Annotated in this window: 21 protein-coding genes; 5 read left to right on the top strand and 16 right to left on the bottom strand. The window is 43.5% G+C overall.

The genetic code is table 11. The features are described 5' to 3' along the window. The 3 genes from ACY3ZI_RS02505 to ACY3ZI_RS02495 are packed head-to-tail and all read left to right on the top strand — an operon-like array spanning position 1 to position 4,307. The gene (locus ACY3ZI_RS02505) at positions 1-2,505 is read left to right on the top strand and encodes a fimbria/pilus outer membrane usher protein (protein ID WP_487375929.1); all 2,505 of its coding nucleotides are present in this window, start codon (positions 1-3) and stop codon (positions 2,503-2,505) included. 11 nt (positions 2,506-2,516) lie between these two features. Further along, entirely contained in the window at positions 2,517-3,593 is a 1,077-nt protein-coding gene (locus ACY3ZI_RS02500) for a fimbrial protein (protein WP_132497129.1), read from the top strand. Between the two features lie 12 nt (positions 3,594-3,605). Beyond that, entirely contained in the window at positions 3,606-4,307 is a 702-nt protein-coding gene (locus ACY3ZI_RS02495) for a fimbrial biogenesis chaperone (RefSeq protein ID WP_211887861.1), read from the top strand. 33 nt (positions 4,308-4,340) lie between these two features. On the opposite strand, the gene ACY3ZI_RS02490 is transcribed toward ACY3ZI_RS02495, so the two are convergent. From ACY3ZI_RS02490 to ACY3ZI_RS02480, 3 genes are read right to left on the bottom strand one after another with little or no spacing between them, the layout of a single operon-like run. Next, on the bottom strand, positions 4,341-5,216 hold the full coding sequence (locus ACY3ZI_RS02490; protein ID WP_487375928.1) for a dimethyl sulfoxide reductase anchor subunit family protein: 876 nt from the start codon (positions 5,214-5,216) through the stop codon (positions 4,341-4,343). Beyond that, positions 5,213-5,851, bottom strand: a complete 639-nt coding sequence (locus ACY3ZI_RS02485; RefSeq protein ID WP_036955182.1) for a DMSO/selenate family reductase complex B subunit — start codon at positions 5,849-5,851, stop codon at positions 5,213-5,215. Before ACY3ZI_RS02485 ends, ACY3ZI_RS02490 begins: the two co-directional genes overlap by 4 nt. After that, positions 5,848-8,259, bottom strand: a complete 2,412-nt coding sequence (locus tag ACY3ZI_RS02480; RefSeq protein ID WP_487375927.1) for a DMSO/selenate family reductase complex A subunit — start codon at positions 8,257-8,259, stop codon at positions 5,848-5,850. Before ACY3ZI_RS02480 ends, ACY3ZI_RS02485 begins: the two co-directional genes overlap by 4 nt. Before the next feature lie 205 nt (positions 8,260-8,464). Here ACY3ZI_RS02480 and ACY3ZI_RS02475 point away from each other — a divergent pair, with 205 nt between their 5' ends. Continuing rightward, the gene (locus ACY3ZI_RS02475; protein ID WP_211887864.1) at positions 8,465-9,238 is read left to right on the top strand and encodes an AraC family transcriptional regulator; all 774 of its coding nucleotides are present in this window, start codon (positions 8,465-8,467) and stop codon (positions 9,236-9,238) included. A 2-nt stretch (positions 9,239-9,240) separates the two neighbouring features. On the opposite strand, the gene ACY3ZI_RS02470 is transcribed toward ACY3ZI_RS02475, so the two are convergent. From ACY3ZI_RS02470 to ACY3ZI_RS02430, 9 genes are all read right to left on the bottom strand, one after another. Then, entirely contained in the window at positions 9,241-10,305 is a 1,065-nt protein-coding gene (locus tag ACY3ZI_RS02470; RefSeq protein WP_211887865.1) for an MrpH family fimbial adhesin, read from the bottom strand. A gap of 13 nt (positions 10,306-10,318) precedes the next feature. Further along, positions 10,319-10,852 carry a fimbrial protein gene (locus ACY3ZI_RS02465; protein ID WP_211887866.1) on the bottom strand — a complete coding sequence of 178 codons (534 nt, stop codon included), beginning with the start codon at positions 10,850-10,852 and terminating at the stop codon, positions 10,319-10,321. Next, a complete protein-coding gene (locus ACY3ZI_RS02460) occupies positions 10,852-11,382 on the bottom strand; it encodes a fimbrial protein (RefSeq protein WP_487375926.1) in 531 nt (176 codons plus the stop codon). Before ACY3ZI_RS02460 ends, ACY3ZI_RS02465 begins: the two co-directional genes overlap by 1 nt. Next, the gene (locus ACY3ZI_RS02455) at positions 11,375-11,767 is read right to left on the bottom strand and encodes a hypothetical protein (protein ID WP_487375925.1); all 393 of its coding nucleotides are present in this window, start codon (positions 11,765-11,767) and stop codon (positions 11,375-11,377) included. Before ACY3ZI_RS02455 ends, ACY3ZI_RS02460 begins: the two co-directional genes overlap by 8 nt. Positions 11,768-11,798: 31 nt before the next feature. After that, entirely contained in the window at positions 11,799-12,488 is a 690-nt protein-coding gene (locus ACY3ZI_RS02450) for a fimbria/pilus periplasmic chaperone (RefSeq protein ID WP_442959118.1), read from the bottom strand. Between the two features lie 93 nt (positions 12,489-12,581). Next, complete coding sequence (locus tag ACY3ZI_RS02445) at positions 12,582-15,077, bottom strand: fimbria/pilus outer membrane usher protein (RefSeq protein ID WP_487375924.1); 2,496 nt, start codon at positions 15,075-15,077, stop codon at positions 12,582-12,584. An 88-nt stretch (positions 15,078-15,165) separates the two neighbouring features. Then, complete coding sequence (locus tag ACY3ZI_RS02440; protein WP_442959119.1) at positions 15,166-15,756, bottom strand: fimbrial protein; 591 nt, start codon at positions 15,754-15,756, stop codon at positions 15,166-15,168. 75 nt (positions 15,757-15,831) lie between these two features. After that, a complete protein-coding gene (locus tag ACY3ZI_RS02435; protein ID WP_132497119.1) occupies positions 15,832-16,383 on the bottom strand; it encodes a fimbrial protein in 552 nt (183 codons plus the stop codon). A gap of 131 nt (positions 16,384-16,514) precedes the next feature. Beyond that, positions 16,515-16,859: a helix-turn-helix domain-containing protein gene (locus ACY3ZI_RS02430; RefSeq protein WP_036955222.1), complete on the bottom strand. Its 345-nt coding sequence runs from the start codon at positions 16,857-16,859 to the stop codon at positions 16,515-16,517. Between the two features lie 680 nt (positions 16,860-17,539). Between ACY3ZI_RS02430 and ACY3ZI_RS02425 the strand changes: the two genes are divergently transcribed. Continuing rightward, positions 17,540-18,160 carry a flavin reductase family protein gene (locus ACY3ZI_RS02425; protein ID WP_211887871.1) on the top strand — a complete coding sequence of 207 codons (621 nt, stop codon included), beginning with the start codon at positions 17,540-17,542 and terminating at the stop codon, positions 18,158-18,160. A gap of 46 nt (positions 18,161-18,206) precedes the next feature. Here ACY3ZI_RS02425 and ACY3ZI_RS02420 read toward each other — a convergent pair whose 3' ends face one another. The 4 genes from ACY3ZI_RS02420 to ACY3ZI_RS02405 all read right to left on the bottom strand — a co-directional run bounded on the left by ACY3ZI_RS02420 (position 18,207) and on the right by ACY3ZI_RS02405 (position 21,542). Beyond that, on the bottom strand, positions 18,207-18,764 hold the full coding sequence (locus tag ACY3ZI_RS02420) for a class I SAM-dependent methyltransferase (protein ID WP_211887872.1): 558 nt from the start codon (positions 18,762-18,764) through the stop codon (positions 18,207-18,209). Between the two features lie 36 nt (positions 18,765-18,800). Beyond that, positions 18,801-19,070, bottom strand: a complete 270-nt coding sequence (locus ACY3ZI_RS02415) for a zinc ribbon domain-containing protein (RefSeq protein ID WP_211887873.1) — start codon at positions 19,068-19,070, stop codon at positions 18,801-18,803. A gap of 163 nt (positions 19,071-19,233) precedes the next feature. Beyond that, positions 19,234-19,650, bottom strand: coding sequence for a YybH family protein (locus ACY3ZI_RS02410; protein WP_211887874.1), 417 nt, complete (start codon positions 19,648-19,650; stop codon positions 19,234-19,236). A 245-nt stretch (positions 19,651-19,895) separates the two neighbouring features. Next, positions 19,896-21,542, bottom strand: coding sequence for a Na+/H+ antiporter (locus ACY3ZI_RS02405; RefSeq protein WP_211887875.1), 1,647 nt, complete (start codon positions 21,540-21,542; stop codon positions 19,896-19,898). Positions 21,543-21,672: the final 130 nt, after the last annotated feature.

Genomic DNA, 21,672 nt, shown 5'->3' with positions numbered 1-21,672 from the left:
ATGAAAAAAGAAAATTATCTCTACATCCTTATTTTAATAGGGCTACAGACTTATCTAAAAAATGCATTTGCAGATGAATTCGATACCTCCCTTTTGGTGGGTGAATCTGCGAAAGGAGATATTTCTCGTTTCTATTCTGATGGACAAATTCCAGCGGGCAAGCAGCTTGCGGATATCTATGTTAATCAGGTTTGGAAAGGGCAGTTTGACATCAATGTTGAAGACAATGGTAAGCAGATCAGCCTTGCGCAAAGTGATGTCCCTAAGCTCGGTTTAAAAACCACACCTAACCAAGTAGATCAGCCTGAGAATAACGCATATGTTCAGCTCAGCTCACTGGCACCCAACCTACATTACCAATTTAAAATCAGTGAATTGCGACTAAACATTACCGTTCCACAAGTGTCGATTAAACAATCTGAATCTGGCTATGTCGATCCCAGCTTGTGGCAACATGGCGTACCCGCCATTATTTTTGCTTATAATACAAACTATTACACTTATAAAGAGAAGAAACACGAAAAGAGAAATAATGAGAATTTCTATGCCACCCTCAACTCGGGTGTCAATTTAGGTGCATGGCAATTTCGTGATGAATCAAGTTATCGCTATTCATCCCATGGCTCGCAAAAATGGCGCAATAACACCCGCTATGCATACCGCCCAATCAGCCAGATTAATTCAGGGCTAAAGGCTGGCGATTTTTATACACCAACAGCGCTATTTAATAGCATTCGTATGCGAGGCATTATGCTCGCCACGGAAGTCGGCATGTTGCCAAACTCAAGCCAAAACTTTGTCCCTATTATTCGGGGCGTCGCACAAACCAACGCCTTAGTCACCGTTTATCAAAATGGGTATTTGGTCTATCAAGAAAACGTGCCGCCAGGAGAGTTCGCATTTAACGATATTCAGCCTAGCGCGGGAAGCGGTGATTTATTGGTGGTCATACAAGAAGCTGATGGTCGCAAAGAGTCATTTTCTGTTCCCTACTCCGCCGTACCCGACATGCTTAAAGAGGGTGTTTCCAACTATAACATTCTTGCTGGGCAAGCAAAAATCGACAATACCTCATACCAACCTAAATTTATTCAAGGTGAATATCATTACGGCTTGAATAACTTAGTGACACTCTACTCAGGCGCTCTACTCAGTGAGAAATATTATTCCGCCGTCATTGGAAGTGGTTGGAACTTTCGCTTTGGTGCTATCTCCGCGGACGTCACTCACGCCAAAACTAAATTAGATAGTGGAGATAAAAGTGGTCAAAGCTATCGTTTAACCTACAGTAAATTTATTGATGCCACTTCGACCAGTTTAACTCTCGCCACATACCGCTATTCCACTAGCGGCTACTATAGCTTTGTTGATTCAATCTACTCCCATGATAACTACAAAGCATGGCAGCGATATCAAGACGAAAATGCCAACCAAATTGGCAATAATAACAATTCAGATCTCTCGTTAAGCAACTTCGATGCCTTACGTGGCTCACGGGCGAAAAACACCTTCACCCTTAATTTGAATCAGCAGCTTGGCGACGGTTATGGCTCTGTTTTTGTTTCTGGTACCCATCGTGATTACTGGAACACTCACGGCAGTAGCCGAGAATATCAAGTCGGTTATGCCAACAACTACAACGACATTTCCTACAACGTATCCGTATCACGGGTGCGTAATTATGATAATAAAGAAGAAACTCGCGTTTATATGAATATCAGCGTTCCCATTAGCCTATTCGAAAAACGCGCTAACGTTAGCTTAGGTAGCTATTTTACTGATTCTCACTATGAACAAACGGCCTTGAGTGTCAGTGGCATCGCGGGGAAAGATAATCAAGTTAATTACACCGTAACAGGCACAAATCAGTCTGGGGGCAACAATGTCCTCGGTGGAAATATTACCTATAAACACCCTTACACCACATTATCCGGTTCTTATACCGAAGCGAATGATTATCGCCAGGCAGGATTAGGTGCCCGAGGTACCTTGGTCGCTATCCCTAACCATATCGCCTTATCGGGTGATACTGGAGATACCTACACCATCATTGATGCCCCAATGGCCAATAATATGATGGTAAATGACGATAAAACCACGCTAACCAATCAGCGAGGTGTGGTACTAGTGACCAACAGTACCCCTTATCGCGCTAACTCATATACCCTCTCTGATACCGAAAACACGGCAGGCGCTGAAGTGCTCGGAAATATGGCAAACATCAGCCCGTATCAAGGTGCAGTTAACTACATCAAGTTAGAAACTGACACTCGACAAACCTTTATTTTACGCGGTGAGTTAGCCAATGGTCACAGCCTGCCATTCGGTACTGAAGTCGTCGATCCACAACAGCAAAATATAGGATATGTAGGGCAATCTGGCGTGCTGTACCTTAAGAGTGAACAGCTACCTTCAGCCTTGCACATCAAGCTGAAAGGGGAGAAAGAGTGCGTGATCCATCAACCGGTTAACACGATGGATAAAGGTAAAAACCGCTGTCAATAAAGGAAACTCCAATGAAAAAAACCACATTGGCACTATTATTTTCAAGTTTACTTGCCGTCAGCCAGTATGCTTCCGCTAACTGCCGACAAGCGTCAACCGTCACGGCATCCCCTATTGCTTTTAATTTATCAAACGATTTAACCAGCTCATCGACTGTCGTGACCAAAGACTCTCGAACCATATTTTCCGGTACATTTACTTGTACCAATAATGGATTACTCCCCAATGTCGTAGGTATTGCCTCACCATTTCAAGGTCGAAAAGCGACCGTAGGATTTAATGGGGGTAAGCAATTAGTCGAAGTCACCGTCACCCAATTAGAAAAAAATAATGTGTCAAACTTGTCCCCCGGTCCCCACAATGCCAATGAACTCAATGTAAATTTCACCATGCAATTTACCCTAGTGACCGTCAAACCAAGCTCGAACTATATTGAAATTGCAGGAAGCACCGCAACCATTAACCCCGTTGTTTTTGCTTCGGATGCATCCACTTTAGGTCTTGTACAATGGCTTCTTGATGTGGTGGCTAGGCTCTTAGCATTTTTACTGGGATTTGTATGGACAACTCAGCCTGATGATATCTATTTACAACCCGTTCAAGTGACTTATAGCCCTATTACCACCACCTGTAACTTTTCAAACCAAGGTTTAGTGGTGACTCTGCCTCCCGTCAGCATCAGTACCGTCAAATCAGCAACGCGCGCAGGTTACACCCCCTTTAATCTCAACTTCACTTGCAGTGATTTTCTTGCGGGAGGCAACGCATCAAGGGATATCAGTATTTTCTTATCCAGCAGCAGCTTACTCCCAGCAGATAAAACCACCATGAATAACACTGCCAGCCAAGGCGCTGCCGGTGTAGGTTTTAGACTCGTGATGGCGAGTAATCCTAATACGCCTATCACTCTATCCAATAGCGTGTCAGCACAAAGTACTGCAACGTCTATATTCACTGTGGCAAAAGGAAGTCCCATTTCCCCATCATTTACCCTCAACATGGGCGCTTACTATTACCCTTATACCCCTGCCATCGTGACGCAAGGCCCTGTATCCAGCACCGCAACTGTGGTCATGTCTTATAATTAGAAGGATGAAAAAATGCGGCATATTCAAGGGATTATTTACGGTTTAATGTTGCTCCTTCTCAGCTCACAGACGCACGCGAGCTTAATACTCAAAAAAACGCGTTTGATTTACTTAAGCGACCAAAAATCTGCCAATATTCAAACCGTTAATGACAGTGAACACGCAAGCTTAGTACAGAGTTGGATTGATGAGGGCAATATCCATTCCACCCCTGAAACAACAGAGGCGCCGTTTATTGTGACGCCTCCTGTGACCAAAATCGCCGCTCATGATGGCGCGCAATTACGGATTCGATTTATTGGTGGGGATTTACCGCAAGATAGAGAATCCGTTTTTTACCTGAATGTACTTGATATTTCACCAAAACCTCAAAATAAAGAAGGAATGAATATTATCCAGCTGGCGCTACAAATTCGTATTAAAGTTTTTTATCGACCCGCTGCGCTTGCCAATGGCGTAGAGTCGTTTATCAATAACGTGAGTGCGTTACATTCCGAGAATCAGCTTTCGATTAAAAACCCCACCCCTTATTTTTTGAATATTTCACAGCTCTATTATGAAAATAACCAAAATACCCCCATCGCGAAAAGCATTATGATCCCACCCTATTCAACCGAAAAGCTCGAAGGAAATCATCGGCAAAATGGCAAACTTATTGCGGTGTATATCAATGATCAAGGTAGCTTAGTCACCCATGCGTTAAGCGTAAATTAGATAACCGAACCTATCTGGCTCGGTTATTCATTTTTAAATATGGATTGTATAAAAACAGTAACGCAGCATGAATTCAGCAATCAAAGCACAAACGCAACCCACCACAAGAACATATTGGCTACGCCCAATCAGAACGCCCTGTGCCTCGTCTTTAATTCGGTAAAATGCCCCTATGCCGATAGCAACAATGGCAATGAACCCAACCACCCAACTGGCTAAACGCAGTGACCAAATTTGTTGATAAGCATTAATTGAATCAATGGGAAAAGTGACGGATTCATTGGTGTAAACGGTTTCCAGCAAATAGTTTTCGTAGAATGGTTGATAAATCAAACGAACCACTAAGCTCACGCCCACCACCATCAATAATGCGAGCGCCCTATTTTGACCTTTATCTTTCAGGAAGAAGCTAACCAATAAATAGTACCCTGCCGCCCCTAGGGTCAACATCGCCCCATAAAACATCAGGTAGGTATTGTCATTCATCCACACTAACATGGAGGTATAACGGTAAATTGATCCCATCGCATACACATCACACAGCCCCGCGATAATCGCCAGCCCCAGTAACCCGTAGGAGAGTCGTTTTTTAAACCACATCCACAAAAAAGTAAGGCCCAAGAACGTAAAGTAAGTTGCCGTAAAAACCACTTCACGACTGAGCCAAGAGGAGAAAATATTTAATAACGAATTAGGCGCATTAAGTGGCACTCCCAAGTGTGTAATGGAGGAGAGCAACCCCACTCCCGCTAGCACACAAGCGATAAATAAATAGCGCAGCAGAAAGCTCGAAGGAATATTTCCACCCAGAGTCGTCGCCAATCTTTTTGCACAAATGCCCAGCATCACGCTTAGCCCAATAGAGGCTTGCATCAACAAGGTAAATATTAGTAGTGGCCATTCATTCATTTTTTCGCTCCTTGGATCACAGTATGACGCCCCGCGCCTTGGTGCGGGTGGATCACTAAATTGGGGTGAGTAATGGATGAGTCTGGCAGCCCTTTCACATCCGCTTGCGAACCAAAGCGTTCGCGCAGTTCATCAATGGGACCAAACTGAATCGCACCGAGTGGACACGTCGCCACACACACGGGAGTCTGCCCTTGCAGTTGTAAATCAATACAGAAATCGCACTTGGACATTTGTTTGGTTTCAGGATTCATCTGCGGTGCACCATATGGGCACGACCACGCGCAAGTTCCGCACCCCACGCATTTATCCGTATTCACCATCACGATGCCATCCCCTTCACGCTTATGCATTGCCGTGGTTGGGCAGTTTTTCACGCACATTGGGTCAGCACAATGGTTACACGAAATAGACAGGGTGTAGGCGAACACATTGTTCTCCCAGCTACCGCAACCATTTTCGATAAATTCTCCGCCAGTGATTTCATAAACCCGACGAAATTTACGTCCTACCTCAAGATTGTTTTTATCTTTGCAGGACACCTGACACGCTTTACATCCTGAGCAGCGCGCCGAATCAATATAAAACCCGAGTTGTTTGTCGCTCACTGCGGGATAAACGTGGAATTTACTCATGCTTTTGCTACCTCCACCAATAAGGTTTGATGGGCATTACCGTGCGCCATTGCCGTACTGCGTGCTGACGTTAAAACGTTGGCACATCCCCCTTGATCGACACCATTTTCATCTGGCTGCCACCAGGCTCCCGCTTGTAGTGCCACCACCCCCGGCATGATCCGCGAGGTAATTTTAACTGGTACCATCGTGACGCCTCGATCGTTATGCACTTTCACGCGATCGTCTTCCGTAATCTGGCGGCGTTTCGCGTCGATCGGGTTGATCCACAACTCTTGGCGCTGCACTTCTTGCAACCACGGGTTCGCAAATTGAGTGGAATTCGCGCGGTTCCGCCCTTTCCATGTAATCAATTGCAGCGGGTATTGCTGAATCAACGTGTCTTCAGGACCTTCAATCGCAGGCACATAATGAGAGAGTGCGGGAATATCGCGGTCATTACGGTCATATAGACGTTTCGAAAAAATCTCGATTTTGCCCGATGGGGTTTCAAACGGGTTATTGGCTAAATCTTTAATATTTTTCTCAAATGCCACATGCCCCGTATGGGGTTTATGTTTCAAAAGATGGCGGCGTTTAACCAGCAATTCATCAAAGGTGGGAATTCCATCTTCAGGACGTTTTTCATGAGCATCATTGACCAGATGTTCAATCCACTGCTTTTCCGTGCGCCCTTCACTGAATTTTTCACCCACACCCAATTTGTTTGCCACATCACAGAGCCATTCATAATCACTGCGGCGCTCAAATTCAGGTTCCACGACCTTTTCAGACAGAATAATGTAGTTCCCTGTACCCCATGTCCCGCCGACATTCCAGCGTTCTAAAAAGCTGGTTTCAGGCAGTAAGATGTCAGCATATTTGGCACTTGGGGTCATATACAGGTCGCTGTAGACGATAAACTCAACTTTGTTTTCATCTTCTAGCACTTTGGCGGCATGGCGAATATCGGGGTTCTGGTTGGTCATGTAATTTCCCGCAAGGGAGAAAATCATTTTGATTTCAGTATCCAGTTTCTCTGCATTTTTTAAGCCGTTATCTGGCGTGACGAGGTTGGCATCCTCACAGGCTTGTACCCAGTTGGTAATATTAATTTTTGCTTTAACGGGGTTTTCAAAGAGGCTGGGACCCGCCAGTGTTTTACGAAGATCAGGCGTCACAGCCATGCCATAACCGGCAGCCCAACCCCCTTTCACACCGACGTTTCCCGTAATGGTTGCCAGCAATGTGGCACCGCGCGCAGAGCGCTCCCCACAAATATGGCGTTGTGGCCCCCACCCCTGCATCAAAGCAGCGGGTTTGGTTGTGGCATACTCACGAGCGAGTTGGCGAATGGTTTGCGCAGGCACTTTGGTAATCGGCTCCGCCCACTCAGGGGTTTTCACCACGCCATCTTTTTTCCCCATCAAATAGGCGACTAAGGATTCATTCTCCGGTACTCCGTCAGGCATTTGGTGCTCATCAAAGCCAACGGTGTAGGTATCGATAAATGCCTGATCATGCAGACCTTCGCTAATAATCACGTACATCATGGCATCCATCATGGCGTTATCGGTGGTAGGCAAAATCGGGATCCACTGATCCGCTAACGAAGACGCGGTATCGGAATAGCGTGGATCCACCACAATAAACTTGGTGCCATTTTTCTTCATTTTTTGGAAGTAATGGTTGGTATGCCCGAAAATAGTCTCATTCGGATTATGTCCCCATAGAATGACTAATGGAGTCTCTTCCAACGTATCCAAAGTGCTACCGCTGGCCGAAGTACCGTAAGTGTAGGGCGTTACCGCCATAGTGTTACCGTTACTGACAGAGTGGTAATTTTCCAGAAATCCCCCCGTCAAATTAAACAGACGGCGTAACATATTCGCCCCTGAAAAAATACCGCCCGTCACCCCAGTACTTAAGCTAACAAAGCGCGATGCAGGGCCGTATTGCTGGTTAATGCGTTGCATATTTTCAGCAATCAGCGTGGTGGCTTCTTCCCAGCTAATTCGTTCAAAATGCCCTTCACCCCGCTTGCCTACGCGCTTCATTGGGTATTTTAAGCGGTTCGGATGATAAACAAATTTGCGATAACTGCGTCCGCGCACACAAGCACGCATAATCGGCATCTCTTCATCAAGATCCCCGTCAGGACGTGTGCTAATGCGCGTAACGACGCCCTGTTTAACGTGGGCGCGAATATCACATTTTCCGCCGCAGTCAAAACTGCTGCATGTGGAAACCACTCGCTCACCGTCATTCGGTAAGGTGGTCGTAGGGATAATATTGGAGTTTTCTGGTGTTGAAGCGACCGTGTTCGTGGCAATAAATGGGACAGCCATGAGTGCAGAGCTGCCTTGAATAAACCGACGACGGGTCAATGGTTCAATCAGATGTTCACTCTGATCATTATAATTTTTCATGATAACTCTACCTCTGGCATACATTAGGTTGCCGCGATAGCGTAAACATTTCCCACTGAGCCAACTTTTGAAAAACCGCCAAAGGCATTGGAATTTCAGCCAACCGCGTGAAACATGTGGTTATATCAATAAATTTTGCCTATATTCAGAAAATAATTCGTTATGTTTGAATTTCAGCCAATAAACGACGGTAACCAAAATTACAATGAGAAATATTCCACTGAGTACCATTGATAGTGTCGCTCGGGATGTTATCGCACTCGCGACAGATTACTTACCCAACGTGCTGTTGGATTCTCACAAGCACCGCCGCGCTCAATTCTTATATGGTGCTACGGGGCTAATTGAGGTGAGCACTGAAGATGGTGAATGGGTTATTCCCCCCGACAGCGGCGTGTGGATCCCGGAAAATACGGCCCATGAAACACGGATGCTGAATGTCAGCACCCGCAGTTTATATATCGAACCTACGGCAGCACCCCGCCAAGGCAATCAATGCGAAGTGTTGCGCGTCACGCCTTTACTTCGCCAATTGCTATTAGACGCGGTTGATGTGCCGCTGGAATATGATCTTAACGGACGCGATGGCACCTTGATGCAGTTGATCCTTCATGAAGTGGCGCGCGCTGAACCACTACCATTCTTTGCGCCGATCCCGCGGGATCAAAGCCTCGCGGCTCTGTGCCGAGAATTTTTGAAATCACCACAAATTACCTCGATCCCCCAAGAGTGGGCGGCTAAATTGCATAAAAGCGACCGATCATTTAGCCGCTTTTTTGGAGCTCAAACGGGTTTGTCCTTTTCAGATTGGCGACAACAAGCCTGCTTGCTTAGCGCCATTAGCCAGATCTCAGCCGGCAAGTCGATCACCGAAGTGGCGTTTGATCTTGGCTACAGCAGTGTGGGCTCGTTCTCTACCATGTTTAAAAAATGGCTTGGGCAAACTCCGTCGAGTTTTATTCAGCGCATAGAGTCCTAGCCTTAATCCAGTGTGGCAATCAGCCATGCAGAACCGCGATAGTCACCCGCTTGGGCATTTTCCCCTTGCAGGTGGCTACTGATTTCGAACTCTTTCAGGCTGTGAATTTCTGCGTTTATCTCTTTACCCGATTGCCCCGTTTCAAGATCCGTAATGACCAGTGAGCTGTAGATCGTATCGTTCGCCTCATTTTTCATGGGTAAGCGCTTTTGAGGGTCATCATCCTGCGTGTAATCCAAGCGTAACCGTACTTTAGTTGCCGATTGGAAGAGGCAACTATAGGTGACTTGACCGCTAGCACGGTTGTCATAGTACAAGCTGTTTAACTGCCCATGGCGTAAATTTAATATCCCTTGCTCCCCGCTGCTGGTACTGGATGTGCATTTTGCACCGATATTAATTTGCGAAGCCGCCAAGCGTAATGGCACAGAAGATTCGTGAAGCGGCCAGCTATCATAAGGTGGCGCCACTTTTGGGTTGGTAAATGCACGCACGTAACCCGCTAATGGCATTTCACTAATAATCAACTGCCCATCGATAATTTGCTCTTTGATATAAAACGTCATGGTGATAGGAAAATGGTTATTAAATCGAGGAACCTCAAATTGTGTATCTGCATAAGACATTGAGCACACACCGGAGCTGCGGTTCGTCCATTCCATCATGTCGGATTGCACCGTCATCACTAGGTTGGCGTTCAACCGATACGCTTTGAGTCCTGCAATCGAAAACCCCGTTTCAGGCACATACATAAATAATCGATGAAACGCATTTGCTGGCAAAATTTGCGTGTTCGTACTTCCCCAGCGACGCCCGATACACTTCACCATACCGGTCGGTTCCGCAAGGTTACTATCCACCACAAAAGGCTCCCCAACTTGATAGTAATTTTGACCGTCCGATCCCCTATCAGGATGATCCGCCAGCGTGCTGCTGTTATTCACGCGTATGGTATAGCCCGTATTAGGATCGATAATTTGTGCCGCATAATCTGCATGAGCCATCATCGCTGACAGTATTCCTCCGACTAAACAAGCTGCCCGCGCTATGGATTTAATTTTCAACATATTGCTGTTCCCATTAGTGATAAGTGACTGAGATCATCATGGCCGACGTAAATCTTCCTGCGGGTAATTGACTGAGTGGCAGTGTGTTCACCAACTTTGCTTGAAGATTAATACGGTGCTCCGTCGCGCTGATAGGCTGTGGCGTGATAGTTTGTAATTGATTGAGTTCTAAAGGAAATATTAGCCCATCCGTGATATCAGAAAAATCGATTCCCAGCCCTTTTGCGCTAGTGGATAAAATTTGCCGACCTTGGTACTCTTCCGTTCCATAACCTTTTGGGTTGAGTAGCACCGACAACGTTTTTCTCCCTGAGCACCCACTGATATACACCGGAAAATCTTTGGTCAACGAAATTCCCGGCGCCCCATTAATTTCAACCACCCCAAAATTAATTTGCAGTGGTGAATCGTTATTTTCACTGCGTACGTGGCAAGCAGGGTCGACCATTGTCGCCACGACATCTACAAACACATCCCCATAAACCACCGGTGAGATAAATAACAGTAAACCCCACCAATACTTTCTGATTTTATTGATTTGCTTCACTATTTATACTCCACGGAAAACGTAGCCCAACCGGAGAAATTCCCTGTATCAACGTAACCATAAGGGGGCTTTCGCGCTACCACACCAAAGGACAAAGATTGCTCATCATTCACCACGGCAACGCTGCCTACATCAATCGGCTCATCCCAAGCAATAGGTTTATCTTTACTATCCATAATCCCCAGTACCACGCCGCTATCACCTTGAGTGATAAGGTAGCTGTCCCCATCAATATTCACTAGCTGCGTTCCATGCCACGTTACCTTGATAAGTTTTCCCAGCTCTGCACGCTGGCAATGGTCAATTTCAATGGAAAATGGCGTGATAACGCTGGTCTCCCCCAGATTAAGAGACTCCATACGTAAATTTTCTAATTGAATCTCTTTTTTGACGGAACCGGCACTCACTTTGCAGGATAAATGCACTAACTCTCCGCTAAATTCCACATCCAGAAATTGCGCATTAGCTTGAGTCGAAAAGCTCCAGAAAAGGGGTGCTAGCAGCCACCAAAACAGGGTTAGCTTACTCATAACTCACCTCCAGTCGCAGTGGATGCGCGCTCTCAATCACAGAAGGAAGCTGAACGGGGTTATTTCCATCAATAAGTGCCATGGGATAACGCACCGTTTCTTTCCCCGTTAAGGCATCTACCACCCGCAAAATTGCCGGTGTTTTTGCTCCACTCTTATTTTCACTAAATGCTAAACCCGCGCCGCAATGGGTCAATTTCAATATTTTTCCCACTTCTAAACTGCATGGCGCATTGAATAACGTGGCATTCACCAAAAACCAGCCCGAATGTGAAGATTCATAATGGGATTCAGTAGGTGGCACGCTGCCTAGAAATTTCTCTCCTTGCCCCCAAGCACTTACGGTCATTGTGATAATCCCGATAGCTAACCGGATAATATTCATCCACATTCTCCCCTTTTATGTCTTGGCTCCATTACTGTTCCCCAGAGACTGTGCAAGTGTCTCCTTGGCAACGAAATACCAGTGTTGGCTTGCCACCATAGTCATTGATGTAAGTGAGATAGGGGGTGGTCAGCGTGTGGCTGTTAATCTCGAATGTCGATTTAGGGGCGACCATCACAACCTCGAAGCTGCTCTCTTCCGACTGTTTCTTGCTATTTCCCACCCCAATCACCGTTAAGTTAAACGGCGTGGTGTTATTCAAACGGTAGCCTTTGGCCGTTTTTTGCAACGTAATGTTGTGCGCCCATTTGGTTTGAGAAGCTTCGAGGATTTTTTCAGGGCGATAGAACAATTTGACGCGGGATTGCAACGCAATTTGTAGTGTATTTTCTTCCGTGGATTTCGGCGGAACTTCACGCAAATTGAAATAGAAAACGGACTCTCTATCATCGGGTAATTGGCTTAATAATGGCGTTTTGCTCAAGCGCACTAGGCTGTGGCTATTGGCTTCTATCCGCTGTAATGGTGGCGTGGCAAGGATAGCGCCTTGAGTGAGTTTTTTACCTTGAAGGTCTTCAATCCAACTTTGCGCTAAATAGGCTTCTTCGGGATTATCATTCGCGATGCGCACATTAATAGAGTTTTCATTACCCGGAAAAACAATTCTCGTTCTATCCAGAGTTACCGCGCCATAAGAGGCTTGTGGCATTCCAATAAGCATGCTTATCAATGCTGCGGAAATAGGTTTAAAGTTCAACATAATCAACCTCATAGGTTAAAGATAATAAAAATTCCGTTATTTTTGACATGCCAGTTATTTTTGACATGGCAGTAACAGCATTGAAGAGGATGTGGTTAACCTATCTGGCAACGTTATCTGACACTGTTTTTGATTGCGCCAATAGACCCACAACGCGGCATTCTTCTCGATACCCACCAGCCAGGTCACCCCTTCTTCTCCAACTATCCCAATCTCTTGATTTGCCTCATTACGCACACTGGCACCAAACGGTGGTTTTTTACCATCCGGTAAGGTGATCACCGAGAAGAGTTTTTCCCCTTTCATCACAGGGAAACTTCGATAGCCAATCGCGCCTTTTGTAAGCGTGATGTCGCTGGTGGCACTGAGCGCTTCAATGTTTTCAGGTAATTTGCTGGTGTTAATGGAAGCCGAGGATTTACGGTAACTATTCACATTTGGGATCACCGCTAAACCGAAGCGGTTGGTTTTTGTAACGCCATGATTCAGTGGTACGCCGCCAATATCTGAAGTTTCCACCATTAAGCGAGTATCACCGTGGGCAGAGCGATGCAGCGCGGCTCCCTTGGTCGTTATTGTGATCCCGCTATTAATCGATGCCCCAATACTGCGGTATTGATGAGGGACATAGCTACCATTAATGGACACACTGGCATCCGAGAGGTCACGGGAATAAAAACCGCTCAAGCTTGTTTGGCTATCCACATCTTGTCCGTGGTTATACCCCATCGTTAGGCTGTAATTATCCCTCTCCCCATAACCGCTATATCCCACATTATGGTTATATTGATTCTTTTTATTGGAACGAGAGTACAACTCAGAAAACGTCAAGCTATGTCCGCTGTACAGCGGGATCGTCAAATAAAGGTTAATGGCATCATCTTCATAACCGTTACTTCGCTCCGTTCGCGTCGCGGAGATAGCAATATTGCCGCTATATTGGGAAAGGGAAGCAAAATTCAGGCTCGTATTGGCGTATAAACCGTACTGGGTTTGTGGGTCATCCTGCCAATAGGTGCTGTACTGGTAATTTAACGAGAGGTTAAAATCATCAAAATATTTATTTAAGTAGACTTGGTAATTTTCCTTGGTGGCTCGCGGTGAATGCCCTGTTCTGTCCTCATCCATATATTGCATGAGCGTTCGATACTCTTTATCGGCAAAACGGTAGCCCGCAAAAGTAATATCGGTACGAAGATCCTCGAATGACTTCGCATAATTAAAACGGTACGAGCGCCCCTGTAAGTGACCTTTATCATCATCAGAATAATCAGCAAAAGATTGGGTAATATCCACCGCGACTGCCCCGAAAGAAAATAGGTCACGCCCAATCCCTAACGCGGCGCTTTGGTAATAAGCATTAAGCTGCGTTCCTCCGTACAGCGACCACGCATTTGATACACCGTATGACAATTCACCACTAATGACGGGATCTCCCGTTAAATGTCGATTGTCATAACGTGTTTTCCCTACCGCTGCTTTATAATTTACCCGACCTGGGCGGGTTAAATAGGGCAGCGATGCAGTACTGAGGCTAAATTTATTCTCTTCCCCATTTTCCTCGCGCACTGTCACATCCAGTACACCACGGATCCCGCTATCAATGGTTTGAATGCGAAAAGGTCCCGGTGGCACCGAGGTTTCTGAAATAATCCGATCCTGGCTGCGAACTATCACTATGGCGTTAGTCTTTGCCACACCGATAATTTCAGGGGCGTATCCCACCAATTTTGGCGGCAACATGCGATCATCACTTTCAATCGAAATACCCGTATATTGCCAAGAATCAAACACGTCCGAGTAAAAATTATTTTCCCCGAGCGTGAGCAAAGCAGCGCTTTCTTTCAATGATCGAAAAGCATATAACCGACTGAAATCAAAATTGTGTTTTTCTTGCGAATAACTGCCCCCATGTTGCTTTTGATAAGTCCCATTGAAATCACCACGCAGCCGCCAAGCCCCAATGTTAATGCCCGATGTACCATTGCCCGACACATAAACTCGCTTGTCGCCATCGGTTTCTTTTGTCGCTGAAATGTTCGCGCTGTAATCCACAAACAGCCCATTAATCCCCTCTTCCCATAATTTTGGGGGAACCCAATAAGGATCACGATATTCCATCCACATTTGAGGAATGGTCATTTTTAAGGACATTGAAGGCAAATCTACTTTAGTTTGCACTCCAGCCAGAGCTGAAAAATTCAAACATCTTTCATCATGAAATAGAGAGACTTTTTCCTCCGCGGATTTTTTTAGCCCCATAAATTCAAGCAACGGAGGTGCAAGGCACACTTGTTGAGAAGCTGCACTTTTATCATCAAAAACAGCGATATCTCGCGGCTCACCTAAACGCTGACCATTAACAAAAACAGTCAAAACATAGTCTCCAGGTGGAACATACCCCGCAACAGAGAATTGGCTCATATCAATGTTATTCATATCTTCGGCATCTAACACATCGGTATTAAATTCAGCAGCATAGCTATTGCCAATCCCCATACTTAGCGCCAATAAAATCGTCTGTCTTAGTTTGCTATGTTTGAACATCATGCTCTATACCATCCCAAATGCGACGAGTGTGCCCCTCTCGAAAATGATTTCGAGATCATGTTTATCTGCAATTTATTGATAATCGATGCTATTGATAATCGATAAAAAAACGGATTAACCCTTGATAGTTACCCGCTTGAATAGGTTGCCCTGTAAGCTCTAGACGTAAAAAGTACTGTAGATAGAGCGCTTTCCCGGATTTATCTTGCCGTAATACATTATTTGCCAAAGGGTAATATTGCCCTGGAATCAATGTATTAAAACGGCTATCAAGGACAGAAACCCCGAGACCTTGTGATGCGCCTCTTAGTACAAATGCATCAATATGTTCCGCTGTTTCCCCTGCAAATCGAATAGACCATGTTTTACTGTCGAGTAAAGAGTAAAGGCTTCCGCAGTCTCGTAACTCAATAATAAAAGGTTGGTTATGCTGCTCACGCTGCAACTTTGTACCAAGCAGGGGGATTGCCAAAGGTGAAAAATCAATCGTTTGAAATCTATTTTCCATTACAACCGAACACGGTGTAGCGATAACAATACCTTTCAATGTTGCGCTGCCATTAAGCTCTATTTTTTTATTCGCCGCCGCCCCCGAAACCATCAGGCACATCAGGCACATCAGAATGGTCATCTTCATCAGTTGAGCTAATTGGCGAGTTACCCGTTGATAAACAATCACAATTGTCTCCCTCAACTTTCTCCTTCAACTCCGTATTGATACCGCCAGTTATTCACTGGCGGTAGACTCAGATGCTTACTGATAGGTAATTCGGAAGTTAGTTACGGCGCTAAACTTACCTTCAGCGACATCTTTTGTGGTATCAATCGCTTTAGCTAATGCTTTGAAGGTTAAGGTGTTATCCCCCTTCTTATTGATAATTCTCGATAAAATATCCTTAGCTTTGCCAAATTCAAAGCCATCAATACCAATACCTACGTTGTTTGCATTACCCGGAGAAGTTGAAAGCAAAGTGTTACCCGCATCGGCGTAATTTTGCCCTGTAAAGACTAACTCCATGCTTTTCACCGCTGCTGACGCCCCTGTACCATCTTTGGTGTAATCTGAAAAATCACACCCTGTTAATTCAATATTAAAATTCACTTCAGCCGTTCTGCCATTCTCTAAACCACGGCGAGAAAGCTGACCAAAATCAATAGTTTGTTTTAACGATGGTTGTGCAATATTGCAGGGTGAAGTCACCACTGTACCGATAAAATTTACCGTACCTGTATTCTCTGCCATTACACTAAAAGAAGTCGCTGATGTTGCCAGCAGTGTAATGATTGCTAACTGATTAAGTTTCATATAATGACTTTCCTTTCGTTTAAAAATAGGAGAAACGCAATACACCATTAAATAATTAATGGAACAGAAAAACATTAAATAACAATTAGTTATATAATAACCAAAGAACATGTTAATTTAATTAATCATGATTAAAGATCATGTAAGGCTTTGAATTTTAATTTATCGTAATAGGAATATTTTGATTTTTTATCTTGAAATAAAAAATTATCTTGTAATTTTATCTCTGCTATTTCATCTGAATAGTTAGCAATAACTTTGAAAAAGAATTCAGACCAATCCTTACCTAATTTCTTTAATATGGCATCAAGCGTTTCTATATTTACACTCGTAATACCACGTTCATAGCGAGATATTTGCTGTTGACTAATATGAAGCATACGCCCTAATTCCTCACCTGTTAATGAGCAATTAAGCCGTGCTTCCCGAATAAATAAACCAACTTCTTCACGTAATCGATATTTGTTTTTCATCATATTAAAACCAGTTTAAATAGCTTTAATTTTATTTACTCAAAGATAGCCAATTCATTGAGCAAATAGCGTAATAAAAAATGGATATATCCAAAGTGCAGGAAATTTAATTTATTAAAATATAGATACAGTAAATAAATCTGTAAATACGTTTATATCGATCGAAAATATATAATTTAATAGTTAATACCTATCAAATTAACTTTATTGATCGTTTTAATATCTGAATTTGATTTATATAAAATTAAATATCAATAAGTTACACAAATAAGACTATATAATATAATTAGCTAGTAATTTAAATATTCACTTATCTTAATCATGATAACCCTTAAAAAAAACATTATTTCAATTTAAATAAAAGAAAATTATCCAATTATAAATACCGCATATAATAACTTATTTAAATTTATTAAAAATAAAAAATCAAGAATATCAAACATAAAAACTTAATATTTTAATGAGAAATAAAAACATACTTAAATAACTCATATTTTGTGTTTTATAAATTCATTCAATAAAACTTTAAATATAATTTAAACTCATCAAAATAAGTCATATTAATCATGATAAATTTTCCATTATCCATATCATGCTTAAACTATGCATATCGTGCACTTTTCATTTTCTAATATTAACTAGAATAAATTAATCCGTTAGGATAACAAAAAAAGGAGCCAATAATGACAACTCAGTTTTACAGCTACCAACCGCAACAAGGTCATGGGCTTCCCCATGATCCGATACCCTCATTAATTGGTCCACGCCCTATTGGCTGGATCTCCACATGCGATAAGCAAGGTAACACCAATCTTGCGCCCTATAGCTTCTTCAATATCTTTAATTATTCACCGCCCATTTTGGTCTTCTCGAGCGTTGGGAAAAAAGATTCCGTCACCAATGCAATCGAAACAGGTGAGTTCGTTTATAATCTTGCAACTCTTGAGCTTGGGCAGCAGGTCAATTCAAGCAGTGCAATGTTACCTCGTGGAGAAAGTGAGTTTGACCTTACTGGGCTTTCCACTTTACCGTCCACATTGATTACGCCTCCGCGCATCGCCCAAACGCCTGTTTCCATGGAGTGTGTAGTCACTGAATATCAGCAATTAAAACGCGCTGACGGTAGCCTATTGGATACGTGGATGGTCATGGGAGAAGTGGTAATGGTGCATATCGATGAAGCTACCTTAGAGCAAGGCTTATATAACAGTGCTCGCCAAAAACCTTTGATGCGAGCAGGCGGACCTGCGGATTATTATTGGATTGAAGAGCAACAAAAACTCGAAATGCATCGCCCTAAATAACGTAAAAAGTCTTAGGCCAGTTTCTATCACACCGGCCTAAGATTCATTATTTGGGGACACAGCTATACACCCATGCAGGTGGAAAATTGCGATACACACGTTCTTTTGTGAATGAAAAATAACGCGAAAATAGCGGTTCACAACCTTGGGTATACTGAAATAACACCAATTTACCCTGATTCTTTAATAGGCTCTGACGCACCTGTTTTAATATTCGCATACTGGTTTTTTTATTCAGGGACAGAAAAGGAATTCCTGAAATAATCAAATCATAATCACCCAATAAATATTCTGCTGAACATGGATTAACTGCCACTCTCGGGTCATCAATCTGATTTAAAATATCGATAAAATCACGATTAATTTCATAGAGATCTAAACGTGTTTGCGTCGTAATTTTGTTCACAATATAGCGAGTCATGACGCCGTTACCCGCACCAATCTCTGCAATTTGATGACATTGAGCCCAGTCAATATTGTCAATCATGGTATTGCATAACCAACGAGATGATGGGAATACCGTTCCCATTGAAGACGGTGATGCAATGAAATTCTTAACGTAGAGCTGGTAATGATTTTTATGAGAAAAAAACGATTCCGCCATGCTTCCTCCTGAATCAAAAATACCTTTTCTATTTCCTTAAATTGATGCTCCACATTCACCGCAAAAATTGGCATTTGGGTCTACGGCATTTTTGCATTGTCGGCATCTTACTTTTTGGATGTTTTGTCCGTGTGAAAAATAGTTGTCTTCGCCTCGACCATCATTGTGCTGATAACTCCCGCCATGCTTACCTCGAGAACCATGCTTGGAACTGCTGCCATGCCCTGAATGACCCCGATATTGGTTATCGCGTTTCGAGTTATATCGATTTCTGCCGAGGTTAAATAACCAGCTGAAAATTGACATAATAAATATCCTCCACTGTTATTCTTGTCCCGAGTATAAACCTTAGACTTAACTCCAGAGACAACAGTAAAACTGAATAATTACAATAAAAAACCATTTATTACGTAAACTGAATATCGCTATTTTTTCATGGCACACGCGGGTAAATGAGACAAAGCTTTCCTTAGGATTTCAGCAATGAAGTTCCATAAGAATTATCAATCACACATAGCCACTTACCGTCGATGAATTTAAATACGTAGGTGGCATCTCTCACAGTATTAAACGGCGTACCATCTTGCATTTTCGCACTCAAAATGGTTTCAGCTAAGACTAAGGCGCAATCTTCGCCAAAAATAACTTTTACCGTACCTTGAGACACTTGCAGGCTGTGATTAAAAAACTCAGCGATAGCAGAAAATGCTTTCTTTAGATTCTCTTTTCCATGGACATGTAAACCGTCTTTCACCACTAACGAACCATTCTCAGAATAAAAATCCATTAAATAGCTGAAATTTTCTTCTGTGATGGCGCGATCTGCGCTGGCAATTAGGGCTTCAAGTTCTTGCGTGTGTTTTTGAGTATTGTCGAAAAGATTCATAGAGGGCTCCTTGTTGAATACTAACCAGACAAGGACAAAAAACCCGCCTTATCTGGCGGGTTGAGGATGTAGCAAACTCCCACCAGTTAAGTGATGGTCATCATAATAATGAGGTGAGCTACATGCTGTGACATAATTTTTTCCTGAATATAATTAGAGATTACATTATCAGCAATAAAATTTTTTTCAATGAGTATATAAAAAGGGCTTAAGTTACCTTAAGCCCTTTAGTCGTAAATTAGAAACTAGTGTTTTGAACTCTTATGGTGATTTAATGTTTCTTCTTTTAAATCAAGCTCATCACGTAAGCGATGGTACACTCGCTCATTGATATTTTTCCCTTTACGCATTTGATATAACGCTTCCCGCTTCGCCTTCAGAGCCGAATCTGACATCGAACGTTCCATCTCGATCATCCGATGTAAATCAAACACATCTGACTCTGTTTCATCCGTATTATCTAAACGACGACCATAAATTTCTAACAGCTGAGCACCCACTTCGGTACGCATCGCAATTTCATCCATATCATCAGAAGGGTGGTTCATCAGCTCACGAATATGTGCCATTGCTGCTTCATTGAGTGCCAGACGAGCGCGAATTTCATCGTTATCATAAGGTAAATCTTGCACTAAACCTTTGGTTAAAATCGGCAAGGCGATGCTGGCAATTAACAGCGAACACAGGATCACCCCCATCGCGAGGAAGATAGCCACATCACGGTTAGGGAATAATGATCCATCGGGCATTAAGAATGGCAACGTTAAAATACCGGCTAACGTAATTGCCCCGCGAACTCCCGCCGTTGCCATCACCGCCATCATGCGAATACGTACTTCATCCGCTTGCTTTCCACGACGACGATTGTGGAAAACTGTCAGGGTCATTGATATCCATACCCAAGCAAAACGCAGTGCACCTAATGCAATGGTGATAACGGCAACATACACAAACAGCATCCAAGGATGGCTAGCACCTGCAGCTTCGGCCACCTGAGGCAAATTGGTCCACATCCCTGGTAGCTGCTCACCCAGTAGAATAAAGATCATGCCGTTCAAACCTGTTTGTACCGTGTCCCAAACTGCCTTACTTTGCATTCGAGTCGCCGCTTGCATGCGCCCTGCGATTTTTTCGTAGTGCATCGCAATACCCGCAACAACGGCAGCAAGGATCCCGGAAACATGTAAATGTTCAGCCAGCAGATACGCAGTAAAAGGCATTAACAGGCTGATCATAATTTGGATAGCCGGCTCTTCACCTGTGCGCTTGACTAAGAATTGGTTTAACCAGCCAATTGCCCATGCGACTAATAAACCAATCACTATCCCACCCAGTGCCACCAGCACAAATTGCCCCGCAGCAGATGTCAGAGAGAATTCCCCTGTCAGCGCAGCCACAACCGCAAAGCTAAAGCATACTAAGCCCGTCGCATCATTGAGTAGAGATTCCCCTTCAAGAATGTGCGCCATACGCGATGGTAGTGGCGAATTCACTGTCATTGCAGATACCGACACAGGGTCAGTTGGGGAAAGGATAGCTGCCAGTGCAAAGGCAACCGCCAGTGAAATCGTTGGGATCAGCCAATGGATAAAGAACCCCATCCCAATAACGGTGACGACCACTAAGCCAATCGCCAATGACATAATTGGCTTAATTTCTTGGAATAAGGCTTCTTTTGGAATTCGCCATCCATCAAGAAATAGCAATGGAGGAATAAATAAAAAGAGAAAAAGATGTGGTTCGAATTCCACTGTAAATCCGTAGAACGATAAGGCAGCCCCTAACGCTATCTGGATAATTGGCAATGGAATGATGTCTTTAAGTAATCGAGAAACAAATACGCTCACGATGACTGCAAGTAAAAAAACGAGTACAAGTGTCACTACTGACATTGAGTGCTCCATAATGGTTTATCTTAGTTATCTGCATTGCAGTAAATAGATAAATCAAATCAATGTAAAGCATCAATTTATTACCAAATAAAAAAACAAAATAAATCAAAAACTACGATAGCAATCATTG

Source organism: Providencia sp. LY12, from assembly GCF_057621555.1.
The sequence above is the reverse complement of the archived record's forward strand: the minus strand, read 5'-3'. Positions and strand labels throughout refer to the sequence as shown.

Coding starts and splice junctions, on each gene's coding strand:
- ACY3ZI_RS02495 (WP_211887861.1), top strand. CDS start 3,606: ATGCGGCATATTCAAGGGATTATTTACGGTTTAATGTTGCTCCTTCTC.
- ACY3ZI_RS02485 (WP_036955182.1), bottom strand. CDS start 5,851: ATGAGTAAATTCCACGTTTATCCCGCAGTGAGCGACAAACAACTCGGG.
- ACY3ZI_RS02490 (WP_487375928.1), bottom strand. CDS start 5,216: ATGAATGAATGGCCACTACTAATATTTACCTTGTTGATGCAAGCCTCT.
- ACY3ZI_RS02430 (WP_036955222.1), bottom strand. CDS start 16,859: ATGATGAAAAACAAATATCGATTACGTGAAGAAGTTGGTTTATTTATT.
- ACY3ZI_RS02475 (WP_211887864.1), top strand. CDS start 8,465: ATGAGAAATATTCCACTGAGTACCATTGATAGTGTCGCTCGGGATGTT.
- ACY3ZI_RS02445 (WP_487375924.1), bottom strand. CDS start 15,077: ATGATGTTCAAACATAGCAAACTAAGACAGACGATTTTATTGGCGCTA.
- ACY3ZI_RS02415 (WP_211887873.1), bottom strand. CDS start 19,070: ATGTCAATTTTCAGCTGGTTATTTAACCTCGGCAGAAATCGATATAAC.
- ACY3ZI_RS02480 (WP_487375927.1), bottom strand. CDS start 8,259: ATGAAAAATTATAATGATCAGAGTGAACATCTGATTGAACCATTGACC.
- ACY3ZI_RS02500 (WP_132497129.1), top strand. CDS start 2,517: ATGAAAAAAACCACATTGGCACTATTATTTTCAAGTTTACTTGCCGTC.
- ACY3ZI_RS02470 (WP_211887865.1), bottom strand. CDS start 10,305: ATGTTGAAAATTAAATCCATAGCGCGGGCAGCTTGTTTAGTCGGAGGA.
- ACY3ZI_RS02460 (WP_487375926.1), bottom strand. CDS start 11,382: ATGAGTAAGCTAACCCTGTTTTGGTGGCTGCTAGCACCCCTTTTCTGG.
- ACY3ZI_RS02450 (WP_442959118.1), bottom strand. CDS start 12,488: ATGCTTATTGGAATGCCACAAGCCTCTTATGGCGCGGTAACTCTGGAT.
- ACY3ZI_RS02455 (WP_487375925.1), bottom strand. CDS start 11,767: ATGAATATTATCCGGTTAGCTATCGGGATTATCACAATGACCGTAAGT.
- ACY3ZI_RS02435 (WP_132497119.1), bottom strand. CDS start 16,383: ATGAAACTTAATCAGTTAGCAATCATTACACTGCTGGCAACATCAGCG.
- ACY3ZI_RS02425 (WP_211887871.1), top strand. CDS start 17,540: ATGACAACTCAGTTTTACAGCTACCAACCGCAACAAGGTCATGGGCTT.
- ACY3ZI_RS02405 (WP_211887875.1), bottom strand. CDS start 21,542: ATGTCAGTAGTGACACTTGTACTCGTTTTTTTACTTGCAGTCATCGTG.
- ACY3ZI_RS02410 (WP_211887874.1), bottom strand. CDS start 19,650: ATGAATCTTTTCGACAATACTCAAAAACACACGCAAGAACTTGAAGCC.
- ACY3ZI_RS02505 (WP_487375929.1), top strand. CDS start 1: ATGAAAAAAGAAAATTATCTCTACATCCTTATTTTAATAGGGCTACAG.
- ACY3ZI_RS02420 (WP_211887872.1), bottom strand. CDS start 18,764: ATGGCGGAATCGTTTTTTTCTCATAAAAATCATTACCAGCTCTACGTT.